At 60.7% G+C, this 13,090-nt stretch carries 13 protein-coding genes and 2 pseudogenes; 12 read left to right on the top strand and 3 right to left on the bottom strand.

Going from position 1 to position 13,090, the window contains the following annotated elements; all coding sequences use genetic code 11:
* Window positions 1-4 precede the first annotated feature (4 nt).
* The 12 genes and pseudogenes from ACHAC9_RS22970 (at window position 5) to ACHAC9_RS22915 (ending at window position 11,382) form a co-directional block, all read left to right on the top strand.
* Window positions 5-709: a hypothetical protein gene (locus tag ACHAC9_RS22970; protein ID WP_435763849.1), complete on the top strand. Its 705-nt coding sequence runs from the start codon at window positions 5-7 to the stop codon at window positions 707-709.
* A 27-nt stretch (window positions 710-736) separates the two neighbouring features.
* Entirely contained in the window at window positions 737-2,416 is a 1,680-nt protein-coding gene (locus ACHAC9_RS22965) for a type I secretion system permease/ATPase (RefSeq protein WP_435763847.1), read from the top strand.
* A gap of 10 nt (window positions 2,417-2,426) precedes the next feature.
* A complete protein-coding gene (locus ACHAC9_RS22960) occupies window positions 2,427-3,776 on the top strand; it encodes an HlyD family type I secretion periplasmic adaptor subunit (protein ID WP_435763845.1) in 1,350 nt (449 codons plus the stop codon).
* Window positions 3,777-3,811: 35 nt separating this feature from the next.
* Entirely contained in the window at window positions 3,812-4,093 is a 282-nt protein-coding gene (locus tag ACHAC9_RS22955; protein ID WP_435763843.1) for a hypothetical protein, read from the top strand.
* A gap of 52 nt (window positions 4,094-4,145) precedes the next feature.
* Window positions 4,146-4,745, top strand: coding sequence for an SCO family protein (locus ACHAC9_RS22950; protein ID WP_435763841.1), 600 nt, complete (start codon window positions 4,146-4,148; stop codon window positions 4,743-4,745).
* Window positions 4,746-4,775: 30 nt separating this feature from the next.
* Window positions 4,776-6,647: a multicopper oxidase family protein gene (locus ACHAC9_RS22945; RefSeq protein ID WP_435763839.1), complete on the top strand. Its 1,872-nt coding sequence runs from the start codon at window positions 4,776-4,778 to the stop codon at window positions 6,645-6,647.
* 66 nt (window positions 6,648-6,713) lie between these two features.
* Entirely contained in the window at window positions 6,714-7,028 is a 315-nt protein-coding gene (locus ACHAC9_RS22940) for a hypothetical protein (RefSeq protein ID WP_435763837.1), read from the top strand.
* Window positions 7,029-7,030: 2 nt separating this feature from the next.
* Complete coding sequence (locus ACHAC9_RS22935; RefSeq protein WP_435763835.1) at window positions 7,031-7,459, top strand: hypothetical protein; 429 nt, start codon at window positions 7,031-7,033, stop codon at window positions 7,457-7,459.
* Between the two features lie 263 nt (window positions 7,460-7,722).
* Window positions 7,723-7,838, top strand: a pseudogene (locus ACHAC9_RS22930) (IS3 family transposase); the annotation flags it as partial.
* Window position 7,839: 1 nt separating this feature from the next.
* Window positions 7,840-8,022 (top strand): annotated as a pseudogene (locus tag ACHAC9_RS22925) (IS3 family transposase); the annotation flags it as partial.
* A 389-nt stretch (window positions 8,023-8,411) separates the two neighbouring features.
* Window positions 8,412-9,848 (top strand): sulfite oxidase, encoded by a 1,437-nt coding sequence (locus ACHAC9_RS22920; protein WP_435763833.1) that lies wholly within the window; start codon window positions 8,412-8,414, stop codon window positions 9,846-9,848.
* 400 nt (window positions 9,849-10,248) lie between these two features.
* Window positions 10,249-11,382 carry a sensor histidine kinase gene (locus ACHAC9_RS22915; RefSeq protein ID WP_435763831.1) on the top strand — a complete coding sequence of 378 codons (1,134 nt, stop codon included), beginning with the start codon at window positions 10,249-10,251 and terminating at the stop codon, window positions 11,380-11,382.
* A gap of 5 nt (window positions 11,383-11,387) precedes the next feature.
* Here ACHAC9_RS22915 and ACHAC9_RS22910 read toward each other — a convergent pair.
* The 3 genes from ACHAC9_RS22910 to ACHAC9_RS22900 form a co-directional block, all read right to left on the bottom strand.
* Window positions 11,388-12,190 (bottom strand): IS5 family transposase gene (locus ACHAC9_RS22910; RefSeq protein ID WP_435763829.1). Its coding sequence is split into 2 segments (ribosomal slippage): window positions 11,388-11,749 and window positions 11,749-12,190, totalling 804 coding nucleotides; the frame shifts between segments, so codons are not numbered across the junction.
* An 80-nt stretch (window positions 12,191-12,270) separates the two neighbouring features.
* Entirely contained in the window at window positions 12,271-12,603 is a 333-nt protein-coding gene (locus ACHAC9_RS22905; RefSeq protein ID WP_435763827.1) for an immunity protein Imm33 domain-containing protein, read from the bottom strand.
* A gap of 112 nt (window positions 12,604-12,715) precedes the next feature.
* Window positions 12,716-13,051 carry a hypothetical protein gene (locus ACHAC9_RS22900; RefSeq protein ID WP_435763825.1) on the bottom strand — a complete coding sequence of 112 codons (336 nt, stop codon included), beginning with the start codon at window positions 13,049-13,051 and terminating at the stop codon, window positions 12,716-12,718.
* Window positions 13,052-13,090: the final 39 nt, after the last annotated feature.

Genomic DNA, 13,090 nt, shown 5'->3' with positions numbered 1-13,090 from the left:
CAAAATGCAAATCGTCAAGAAGTCGTTCAAGAATGTGGGACTCTGCCTGGCAGCAGCGCTGATGGCAGGCAGTGTGCAGGCCGCCGTCATTTTCACCCCAGGCGTTGCCCCGGCCGCGGGAACAGTGGAAAACGTGCGCTTCGACCCGACCAGGCCTGGTGTCGTGACCGGACCGGGCACCACGGTGACCGGCATCGCCGGGCGCACCGACTATCTGGTCGATTTCACCGCGGACGAACTCTTGATCGCCTTCGAGAACCCGGCCGCCGTGCCGGCGGTACCGCCCACCGTACGCGCAACCGACGGCGCGCTGCGTTCTCTGGATATCGACGTACGGGGTGGCGCCTTCACCACCTTCTTCTACAACCTGCGCCTCGGCGCGGTGGCGGGCAACCCGGCCGGGCGCTTTGCTGACATCCTCGTCAGCAGCTTCGACGGCACCACCACCAGCTACCAGCAGCAACTGCGAAACGGTTTTAACCTGCTCACGATCACGGTCGACAACGATACGCTGCTGCGTGGCGTATCGATCTTCTCCGCGACCGACATCCTCGATATCCGCCAGATCCGGGTTGGCGGCTTGCAGGACGCGCCGATCCCGGAGCCGAGCATCCTGATGTCGTTCACGCTGGCGGGCATCGCCCTCTGGCGTGTGCGTTCGCGCCGCCGCACCGGCGCGCGCGTCGGCAGCACATTCGCCCAGGCATAACGCCGACGCCACTCCCCGGAGACCGTCATGAAACAAGTCTGGCGAGAGCTGCGGCCCCTGCTCGGGTACATGGGCCTGTTTTCCTTCTGCGTCAACCTGCTGTACCTGGTTCCGGCATTGTTCATGCTGCAGGTATTCGACAGGGTGCTGACGACGCACAGCCCTGAAACACTGGTGGTGCTGCTGGTCGGCACCGCGGTGGCGATGGTTGTCATGCTGCTGCTCGATTATGTCCGCCAGCGCATGCAGGGAGTGATGGCGGCGCTCGCCGACGAGGAGCTGGCACGCCCGCTGGTCGAAAGCCTGGTCGAGCGCGCAGCCCGCACGCCGCATGCCGCCGCAGGAGAAGGCATGCGCGACCTCGCCACCATCAAGACGGTCCTCTCTTCGAACGCGCTCACGGCGCTGTTCGACGCGCCCTGGGCACCGCTGTTTTTGGTGCTGATCTGGACCTTCCACCCGCTGCTCGGCTTCGGCGCCCTGGTCTCGGTGTCGATCATGCTGGTGCTGGCCTGGCTGAACCACCGCACCAGCCGCGCCGCGATCGAAGGCCTGCAACAGGACGGGCGCCGCGCCGCCCGCTATGTCGAAAGCTCGCTGCGCAACGCGGAGGTGCTGCAGGCGCTGGGCATGACCGGCAGGCTGCTCGACCGCTGGCGCGCGCTGCAGGACGAGGTGGCTGCCCTGCATGCGAGCGCCGGGCGCGGCGGGGTGGCCTTCGGCGCCTTGACACGTTTCCTGCGCCAGGTGATCCAGATCGCGATGCTGGCGCTGGGGGCCTGGCTGGTCATCAGCCAGGAAGCCTCGGCCGGCGTCATGATCGCCACCACCGTGCTGCTTGGGCGCGCTCTGCAGCCGGTCGAGCAGCTGGTGGGCAGCTGGCGCGCGCTGGCTGACGGCCGCGCCGCCTACGGTCGCCTCGCCGCACTCGATACGAACGGCGGCGCGCCACAGCTCGCACTGCCATGTCCCAGCGGACGGCTGCAGGTCGAGAGCCTGTCTTACCGTGTGCCCAGCTCGGGAAAACCGGTGCTCTATAACTTGGCGCTGTCCCTCGAACCTGGCGAGTCGCTCGCCATCATCGGCGCCAGCGCGGCCGGCAAGTCGACGCTGGCGCGGCTCCTGATCGGCGTCTGGACCGGGGCTACCGGCACCGTACGCCTCGATGGGACCGACGTGGCGCGCTGGGACCGCGCCCAGATCGGCCAGTGGATCGGCTATGTGCCGCAGGATGTCGAGCTGTTCGACGGCAGTGTGGCCGACAACATCGGCCGCCTCGAAGAGGTCGATTCAGAGCGTGTGCTCACGGCGGCCAAGCGCGCCAACGCGCACGAGATGATCCTCGAATTCGCCGATGGCTACGACACGCTGGTAGGTGAGGGCGGCATGCGCCTCTCCCCGGGCCAGCGCCAGCGCATCGCCCTGGCGCGCGCCCTTTACGGCAACCCGCGCCTGGTAGTGCTCGACGAGCCCAATTCGAACCTCGACGGCGCTGGCGAACTGGCCCTGGCCCATGCGGTGAGCGGCCTGCGCGCGGACGGGGTCACCACCGTCATCGTCACGCACCGGCCTTCGCTGATTGCGCACGTCACCAAGATCCTGGTACTCGAGAACGGCCGCGCCAAGCGCTACGGAGCCGCGGCCGAAGTGATGCGGGAAATGCAGCGCCAGGCGCAGGCGGTGGTCGACACCGCCAGCGTCGCTTGAGGAGACGATGATGAGCAACCCGATGATGATGAACAATGCAATGACGATGGATGAGCTGGAAGCGCTCGGCAGCCGCGCGCAGGGGCGGCGCCTCGGCCGCATTGGCCTGACCATTTTCCTGCTCGCCCTGGTCCCCATGGCGGCCTGGGTCTGCACCGCGCCGCTGTCGATGGCGGTGGTGGCGCCGGCGTATGTGAAGGTCGACCTGAACCGGCGCCCGATTCAGCACCTGGAAGGGGGCATCGTGCGCCAGGTACTGGTGCGCGACGGCCAGCGCGTGCGGGCAGGCGAACCGGTGCTGATGCTGGGCGACGTCGGCGTCGATGTCGACCGCAACCGGCTGGCCTACCGCGCGATCGTCGAACGGGCCAGCCTCGCGCGCCTCGAAGGCGAACAACTGCGCACGGCCAGCCTGCGTTTTCCGGACGACCTGCGCGACGCGGCCGAGCGCGACCCGCGCGTTGCCCAGGCAATGGCCAAGGAAGCGAGCCTGTTCGCCAGCCGCCGCACGTCGCTCGAGAGCGAAGTGGCCCTGATGCGCACCCAGCGCCAGCAGGTTGGCAGCGAAGCGCAATCGCTGCGCGCCCAGATCACCAACATCGAGCGCTCACTGACCCTGCAGCGCCAGGACCTGGAACTGAACCGCGGCCTGCAGCGCGACAGTTTCATCTCCAGCGCCAAGCTGTCCCAGATTGAGGCCACCGTGGCCGATTATGCGGCCAAGGTCGACGAGCGCCGTTCTGAGCTGGCGCGCGCTGCGCAGCGCATCGCCGACATCGACCTGCGCATCCGTTCGCTGCAAAACGCCTATGTTCAGACGGCCAGCGACGAGGTGAAAGGAAGTGTCGCGCGCCTGACCGACATCGACCAGGAAATGCGCAAGACCGACGATGCAGCCAGCCGCCAGGTGGTGGTTGCACCCGCGAGCGGCGAGATCATCGATCTGAAGTTCACCTCGCCCGGTGCTGTCGTGCGGCCCGGTGACTCGATCGCCGAGATCGTGCCTTCGGACGCGCGCCTGATGCTCGAAGCCCACATCCGACCCGAAGAAATCAACCATGTCTACCAGGGCCAGAAGGCGCGTATCAAGTTCACGGCGCTGAAGTACCGCAGCGCGCCGATGGTCGAGGGTGAAGTGACCTATATCTCGGCCGACCGGCTGGTGGACAAGGGCACCGGGCAGTCGTATTTCAGCGTGCTGGTGGCGGCCGACGAGAAGGCAATCGGCGCGCGCCATGCGGTCAAGCTGCAGGCCGGCATGTCGGCCGAGGTGTATATCGACGGTGCGACCCAGACGCCGCTGCAGTACCTGGTCGAACCGGTGATGTCGACTTTCCGCAAGGCGGGGCGGCAGCTATAAGTGGCGGAGCGCTCGCGCATATCGACGGAGGCGCGATGACACAGCCACGGCACGAGGACCCGACACGGCGCCACGCCTTCGTCACCGCCGGCCTGGCCGCGATTGCGGCCCTCGTGCTGGTGGTCCTGGAAGATCCGGCGATGCCCATGACCCCTGGGCGTGCAGGCGCTGCGTCAAGCACGGCTGCGGCCGCTGCGGGCAAGCCCTTGCCGCTGGCCGGCCAGGTGCCCTACCGGCAGTTCGATGCCTCGGTGCGACTGGTCATCCGTCCGCCTGTCGTGGGCAGTACGACGCCGGTGCGGCCAGGTCAGAAATGATGTTGCAGGAAGCGGGAACAATCAGCGTTTATCAATAATGAGGGAGCAGATCATGAAATCGCGCAGGATCTTCCTGGCGGCGGCGGTCGCCACACCATTGCTGTACCCGATTTTCAAACATGGGGGCACCTACACCCCCACGCCGACCCCGTTGCCGGTCGACGACGGCCGCGGCCTGCCGAACGTGGCGCTGCAAACCCACGACGGACGGCACGTCCGGTTCCATGACGACCTGGTCAAGGACCGCCTGGTCGTGGTCAACATGATGTACGCAAACTGCAGCAACCTGTGCCCGGCAAATACGGCGAACCTGCTGCAGGTGCACGAGATCCTGCGGGAACATATGGACAAGGATGTGTTCATGTATTCGCTGACGCTGCAGCCGGCGATCGACAAGCCGGCCGACCTGCGCCGGTATATGGAAAAATTCGGGGTCAAGCCGGGCTGGACCTTTCTGACCGGCCAGCCCGACCATGTCGAGCTGCTGCGCTTGCGGCTCGGCTTCTACTCGCTCGACGCCGTCGCCGACGCCGACCTGAAACAGCACACGGGCATGCTGCGCATCGGTCACGCCGGACGCGACCGCTGGTCGATGATCCCGGCACTGGCGGCGCCCGACCAGATCGTCAACTCGATTTCCAGCTATATGTAGGCACATCAAAAAAATCCTAGGGGTATTACCATGGACACATTCGACGAAAAAAAAGAATCAAAGGAAACAGAAGAACGGAAGGAAGGCAGGCATACGCGGCGCTGGGTGGTGACGGGCGGCCTGGCCGCCGCCGGCGCCGGCGTGCTGGCGGCCGTGCGCGAAAGTGGCGCGCCAACGCCGGCAACGGCACAGCCGGCCGCCACTACCACCACTACGACCACCAAAGCAGCCGTACCGGCAGGCAAGACAACGGGTACGACGACCACCCAGTCCGCGACGACGACCAGCAGCGTGCGCAATGACTTCATGCAGAGCCGTGTCGGCAAGGCGCCGGCGACGCCGCCTTTCATGGTAAAACTGCCGATTCCGGAAGTGAAGGAGCCCGTAGAGCGCCTGAACCCCGCACCGGGCGAGTTCCCCGTCGAGGACGAGGCGGGCCGGCTGCCGCACCAGGTCTGGCACAAGTACCCGCCGCGCAAGTTCTACGAGTTGCGTGCCAGGAAGGGGTCGCATTCGTTTCATCCGCACTTGCCGGAGCAGGATATCTGGGGCTTTGACGGCATACTGCCGGGCCCGACCTTCGTCGCCAACTACGGCGAGCCGATCCTGGTGCGCATCGAAAATGATTTGCCCGACAACCCGACAGGCTTCGGCTCGCCCGAAATCTCGACCCACCTGCACAACGGCCATAACCCATCGGAGAGCGACGGCTTTCCCGGTGATTACTTCAGTCGCGACAAATACGGGCCGACCCTGACCCGCGCCGGCAAGTTCAAGGACCATCACTATCCGAACAAGCTGTCCAACAGTGCCGACTTCCCTGGCACCGACGGCGACCCGGAAGGCGCACTCGGCACCCTCTGGTACCACGACCACCGCATGGAATTTACCGCGCCGAACGTGTACAAGGGGCTGGCCGGTTTCTATCTCATTTTCGACGGCCTCGACACGGGCAACGAACGTGACGAGCGGACAGGGGCCTTGCGCCTGCCGAGCGGGGTCGGAAAATACGACATTCCGCTGATGTTCCAGGACAAGAGCTTCGATTCCGGCGGTTACCTGTACTTTAACCAGTTCGACCCGGAAGGCATGGTGGGCGACAAATTCTGCGTCAACGGCAAGATCCAGCCTTATTTTTCGGTCGAGAAACGCAAGTATCGCTTCCGCGCACTCAACGCGTCGTCGCTGCGCTTCTATGAGTTCTACCTGGTGCATAACGGCGCCGACCAGAAGTTCTATCACATCGCCAATGACGGCAACTTGCTGACCTCCCCGATCTACACCGACCGCCTGCGCCTGGCGACGGCCGAGCGCGGCGACATCGTCATCGATTTTTCGAAGTTCCCGCTCGGCAGCAAGGTCTACCTGGTCAACCGGCTCGAGCACCTGGACGGGCGCGGTCCGACCGGGAAACGGCTCACGCCCGGTACCCAGATCCTGCGCTTCGATGTCGACGCCGAACCGAAGGAAAAGGATGAGAGCCAGGTGCCGGCCCTGCTGCGCCCCTTGCGCCGTGCGGTGGTGCCGCCAAACACCAAGGTCAGAAGGTGGGAATTCGACCGCGAGAACGATCTGTGGACGGTCAACCACAAGCTGTTCGACGTGACCAAGCCTGCCGCGATCATCAAGCAGGGCGTCGATGAAATCTGGGAGCTGCAAGGCAAGGGCAGCTGGAGCCACCCGGTGCACATCCACTTCGAGGAAGCACGCATTCTGACGCGCAACGGCTTGCCGCCGCCGCCCCACGAACGCGGGCGCAAGGACGTGTTCGAACTCAAGCCGGGCGAAGTGGTGCGGATCCTGATCTGCTTCGAGGATTTCGTCGGCAAGTACATCATGCACTGCCATAACACGATCCACGAAGACCACCACATGATGGTGCGCTTCGACGTCGTGAAATGAATCCTTGGCGCGCCCCACGCGAGGGGCGCGCCATCGAATCTTGGACGAAGAATCCGGGAGCATGCGATGACTCAGGTGCAGAACGACAAAGACGACGAAAGCGTGGCGGGTAACTACATCCACCGCTTGTTGTGGGCGGCGATGGGTGTTGCTGGGGCCGTCGCCATGGCTGCACAGGCCAGTCTCGAAATGAGCGCACTGGGCTCGCCGGCCTCTGGTGGGATGCTGGAGCCGGTCGCCGCGTTCCCGGCGCCGGTGGCGCCTGGGGCGGACGCGGTCCGCCTGCGCGAGGCCTTCATAACGCAGAAACGCGGCGGTGTCCCGCGCGACAGGTACGGTCCCAACGCCGCTTTGGCAAGCACAATAAAGGAGATACAGTAGCAATGCATACACACAGATCTTTCCTCGCCTTCGCTGCAGCCGCGCAGCTGCTCAGCCCGCTTGCCCGGGCCATGCCTGTGCGGAACTCTCGGCCGATGGTGGCGCGCCTTCCCGAGGTTCTGCTGCAAACGCATGCCGGACGCGATGTCTATTTCTGCAATGACCCGATGTCGGGCCGGCTCGCCGTACTGAACCTCCAGTACGGCGACAGCGCCAACCTGCGCCTGCCACCTGCGCGGCAGTCGCCAGGCGCTGGTTTGCACGCGCCCTACCTGTATTCGCTGAGCATGCAGCCGGCCATCGGCAATGCGGTCGAGTTGCGCCGCTACATGGAGCGGTACGGTACGGGAGACGCCTGGCCGTTCGTGAACGGGACGCCGGAGGAGTTCACGCTGCTGCGGCTCAGGCTCGGGATGTACACCGGCACGTAAGGGTGTTGGGCATTCCCCACCAAGACGACACTTTCGATGGGTACGATGCCCCTGTCGGAGGTGTTACACGGTGCGTGAAAGACGGTTGTTTTAGGAGGGTTCAAGCGCGAGGCAGTCAAGCTGGTAGCTCAGCCTGGCGCGAGCAAGGCGGCGAGCGCGACCCTGGCATGGGCGCCGATTTGCTGGGCCGGTGGAGCAGAGACGCAAACGTGGATGCAGAGGTCGTCAGTGGCCGAGAGACGGTTTCCAGCCATGAGTACGATCGCATGCGCCGCGAGCTAGCCAAGGTCAGGACGGAGCGTGACATCTTGAAAAAGTCGCTCGGCTACTTCGCAGCCGACCTCAAGTGAAGTACGGCTTTATCGCCAAGTATCGAGCCATCTGCAATGGAAAGCTTCTTCTCAACGTTTAAGACCGAGCGCTTTAGCAAAAGCGTTACCGGACCAGGGATGATTTACGTGCTGACGTGGACGACTGTCGAAAGGCTCTACATTCCACGCCCGCGTCAATCCACTATCGGCTATGTCAGCCCAATACAATTTGAAAATCTAAAATGCGCCTAACGGGAGTGTCCGTGACAATGGGGGAATGCCCGTCCCAACGAGTCCCGGAGAAGAGGAATTTATTCATAGGATGGGATTATTGTCGTAGCTCCCCTTTTTTGAAAATGAATACTGCTGTGCATAAACTTCCACCGATTATTGAAATTGTATTTACCTTGACAGACGATCGGCTGTGATCTTAAATGAACAATACAATCCGCCAAGAACACGTGCACTCTATTTTGCCTTAAAACTACGGCATGTTCGATTATGACTAAACTCAAACGCGCACTTGCTGATAGCCCATCTTGACATTACCAAGCACAGTTATCATCCGCAACAGTCAGGCTGCGTTCGAGGTGGAGATTTGACCGTTAAAGAAGAGATGCATTGCTTTGAAAGGCAATCGTATGGATCCCAACGGTACTAACGAGAACAAAACCCCGGTGAGTGCATCGAGCCAAACTACCGAACCCGGGGTCGACGAAGAAACAAGACCAGGGCTGTCATTCAAGCGACGTCGATTCATGCTAACCAGTACCGCCGGTGTCGTCGCCTTCATGGGACGAGGTGCCTCTGCCCAAGTTACAACAGGAAATCCGGCTCAAGTTTCGCCGAAGAACTGCACTACCGTGACACTTGAGCCAACAGCAGAACGCGTGCCGCCGCAAGAAGCGTCCAGTGGTTTCAGTGGAGCCGAAACCATTCTTGCATTTCGCAATCATGGCATGCAGGCGGAACTGCTGAGTGAGCCTATCACGCCGCTCGGGTGCCATTACCTCTTGATTCATTTTGACATTCCAAAGCTCGACGCAACTAAATATTCACTGGTGATTGGCGGTCGCGTACGTAAGCCTGTCCGATTGTCCCTGGATGAGATCAAGTCAAAGCCAAAAATGTCACAAGTGGTGACCATGGAATGCGCAGGCGTAGGCCGTTCAACACTGCACCCGCGCTCGATTTATGTCCCTTGGTTTAAGGAAGCAATCGGAACCTACCAGTGGACCGGTACGCGCTTACGTCCATTGTTGGAACAAGCAGGCCTGCTTGACGACGCAGTTGACGTATTGTTTACTGGCTGGGATACGGGTATTGATCTGGGCGTGGAGCACGCGTTTGAGCGTAGTCTTTCCGTAGCGGACGCCTTGAACGACGACGTGATGTTAGCGTGGGAAGCGAATGGTCAAACTTTACTGCCGCAACACGGATTCCCACTGCGGTTGATTGTCCCGTCCTGGTATGGCATGGCCAGTGTTAAATGGCTACGTGCAATTACGGTATTGAACGAAACCTTCCAAGGCGTTGAACAGTTTCAAGTGTATCGCTATCAACAAGTTAAGGGCGAACTCGGTGAGCCGCTGACGCACAAACGCGTGCATTCAGCCCTCAAGCCCCCGGGGATCCCTGATTTAGTAACTCGGAGGCGTTTTGTTGCACCAGGCAACCACGTGCTGGAGGGGATGGCCTGGTCTGGCGCAGGGCGCATCGTTCGGGTTGAGGTAAGTACGGATGACGCCCGCACATGGGGCGACGCGACGCTCGTCCCTGTGTCCATAGATCGCTACGCATGGACGCAATGGCGATTCCCCTGGCAGGCCAAGGTTCCTGGCGAGTATATGATTGCATGCCGCGCGACGGACGAGAAAGGGAACAAGCAGCCAATCGACCCGAATGCAGCGTGGAATCGCCAAGGGATGGGGGTCAATGGCGTTCAGCGGGTACATGTTACCGTGCAGCCAGGCATTGGAGCCGCACAGTTGAACGTTCCATCCAGACCGAGGATTGCGGTAGCGGGAGCGAAAGCCCCACCGGTTCCGACGGTCGTAAATAAGATGGTTGACCAGTAGGCGCTGCGTTCATCGCCCAACAAGAATACATAATGCTGACCTAGCTATTCAGGTCGGAGTTAGCGCCCAATGCAGGCCTCAGGCCATAATTGGGCGGCGCGTCATGTACCACCCAGTTACCGCTTAGCATAATGGCCAACCGCCGCCGGCCAAACGGACGATAAGGGGCGGTCTTCATGGGGCGTTTGCGAACGATATCTCCAGGAGCACCGCGCCGCGAGACGATGAAGCCAGTGATTTTCGGAGTCGCTTCTCTGGTTTCATTTTGCATCCCGACTCCGGCCCTTAATTCGACGCACATGGGGGCGTTGCGACAGTTCGCACGTGGACCCCGAACATTTCCTGAGGGGCACTGATTTAGCGCTTGGAAGGTGTTCGGCATCCCGCCGGGGAGCTCATTATGATGCACGATTTCTTAGCAGACAATATTGACGAGCTTCTCCAAAGGTGCATTGATAAGGTTGCAAAAAGGCCCCGGCGAAACGCCACGCCTGAGCAACTGAAAAATGGCATTCCGATATTCCTCGAACAGCTGACCAGAACCTTGTGGACCGAGCAGAATACGAGTGCAGCTGCCGGTGCAGAAATATCAGGGGGCGCGGGGGGTGATGCCCTGGCGCTGTCAGAAATGGGATTGACTGCAGCCGCGCATGGAACAGCGCTCCTGCGACTCGACTACACCGTTGACCAAGTCGTACACGACTACGGAGACCTCTGCCAAGCTATTACCGATTTGGCGATCGAGCGGAAGGTTCCGTTTTCCATCGACGAATTTCGTACATTGAACCGTTGCCTGGATAACGCTATTGCAGATGCCGTCACTGAATTTAGCGCACAACGGGACGCCTCTATCGCTTATCAGCAATCGGCCAATTCAAACGAACGGCTGGGCTTTCTCATGCATGAGCTGAGGAACTCGTTAAATGTTGCTAGACTCGCAGCGAGTGCCCTTGAGGGAGGCAAACTGACTCTGTCAGGTGCGACCGGGACGGTTCTGAAGCGAGGCCTGGTGTCTATGGCGAAACTCATCGATAACTCGCTTGAGGACGTACGCGCAGGAAGCGTGCCTTTACCTTCAAACCAGATGTTTAGTCTTGCGGATTACATACATGAGGCAGGAGAGTCTGCGCAGCTGGATGCGAGCGCTCGCGGGTCCATAATCACGATTACAGATGTCGACCCATCTATTTACTTAAAGGGAAATCGTGACCTACTCCTAGGCGCACTGGCCAATCTGTTGCAAAATGCCGTTAAATTTACCCATCCGCATAGCGAAGTAAGATTGAGTGCTTACGCAGCTGGCGACTGTGTCCTTATCGATGTTGCAGACCACTGCGGTGGGTTGCGGAACGGGGAGGCAGAAACCATGTTTTCACCGTTTACCCAGTACAGTATTGACAAGTCTGGTCTTGGACTCGGACTGTCGATTGCGAAGCAAAGTGTCGCCGCCGCTAGCGGAAAAATTAATGTAAAGAACCTCCCAGGCGTCGGGTGTGTTTTCACTATTAATCTTCCAAGAGTAGGCGCGCCTTAGAGCGCCTAACAAAACCTTTCGACGTATCTCCAGCAGATGAGAGAGCAGGCCAACGTGAGGAACGCCTGATGGATGTCAGCCCGACGCTCGTGGCGAATGCGGAGCCTGCGAAATCGGTGGAGCCACCCAAGGGTTCGCTCAACGACCCATCGCCATCGGCCAAGCCTTTCGCGTGACTCTACGCCGTAGCGCGCGATCCGTGCTGCGATTCCTTTATGACGCAGCCAAGCTCGGTGTGCTTGTGAAGCATAGGCTCGATCGGCATGTAGCTTTCCCGGACGTTTGCGAGCCTGGCCCGACAATCCTTTGACGGCCGGGATTGCCTCAACTAATGGAATGAGCAAACGCGAATCGTGCACTTGCGCCCCGAGAAGCGGGCCACTAATGGCAACCCACGCTGGTCCACCACCACGTGATGTTTGCAGCCGAGCTTGCCACGGTCAGTTGGATTTCGACCGGTATGCTCGCCGCCGAATGGCGACGGCACGCTCGCGGCATCGATACTCGCCCGGTCCCACATGATTTGGTCGTATTCGCGGAGCCGCCGAAGTATCGCCTCATGAAGGTTCTGCCAGACGCCGGCTTGCGTCCATTCATGTAGCCGACGCCAGCAGGTCATACCGCTACCGCACCCAAGTTCACGTGGTAGATATTCCCAAGGTATTCCAGTCCTGAGCACAAACAGAATCCCGGTCAGCGTTGCTCGGTCATTGATGCGTGGACGTCCGCCTTTTGGAGATGGGACATGTATTGGAAGCTGAGCTGCGATAACGGACCACAGCTCGTCGGACAGCAGTGCTTTTGCCATGGCATCAGTCCTGCTAAGAACGGAGTTGCCATGCTAACGCGGAGCAATGCGAATGGCCGCTTACGACCCAGAGCGGACCGTCACTTTTCGGCTAGGAGTGCCGGGTCGAACCAAACATCCTCATGCCCACCGGCGATTTGGAACCTGTAGCCCGGGGGCAGTGACAAGTAAGGTTCAACCGATGGCAGGAACTCAGCAACGTGTGCGACGTGAAGCGGCTGATAGAAGTCGGGATCGGTCGATGCCTCGCCACCACCCCAGATAAACCACCCGCACGCTTCGTCAAGGCGAACCCGTAAGCCGTTGATGGGGAGTTCTCCAATGGTGGCGAGCGCAATCCCCAGCTTGGCCCCAAGGGCTGGCGGATCGGCCACTGCACCGAATCTTGAACATACGTCCTCTTGCTTTTCCATGGATTCCTATCAAGATTAGATGGGGGCGTTGAACGGCCGCTCATGGCCGGTAGCAGTCCACCAGCGAAGGACCGCAACCGACCCAGAGCAGACATTTCTCGGAACAGACGGCTCACATTCTGATGCCGTTTGCGGCTTGCTTACGAGCTGAACGACGACGCGAGACAACCAGAATCGGTAGCAAGACGATAACGAAGTAGATAGCAATGTCGAGGATGAGAGCGCCTGCAAACAGCTTGTCTTCGACGAAGGCGAGCTGCCGCTCGACGGAAATCCCAGGGGCGTCAAACAAGTACGCAAAAGGAAAGCCACCCTTTAATACGGGCCTGTAATCCGAATCGCCGTACTGGACTAATTCAGGACCAACCCGCTCAACAAATACCGACAGGAGTGCCAGCGTGATTGCCAGAGCAAGACACACCAAACTTACCTTGGTCAAGCGAGACATGGATTCTCCATTAGTTACGCTTCACTTCGACTGTCCGCA

The organism is Massilia sp. CMS3.1, assembly GCF_051262535.1.
In the GTDB taxonomy this organism is placed as follows: Bacteria; Pseudomonadota; Gammaproteobacteria; order Burkholderiales; family Burkholderiaceae_D; genus Telluria.
This window is presented reverse-complemented; position numbering and strand designations above follow the sequence as displayed.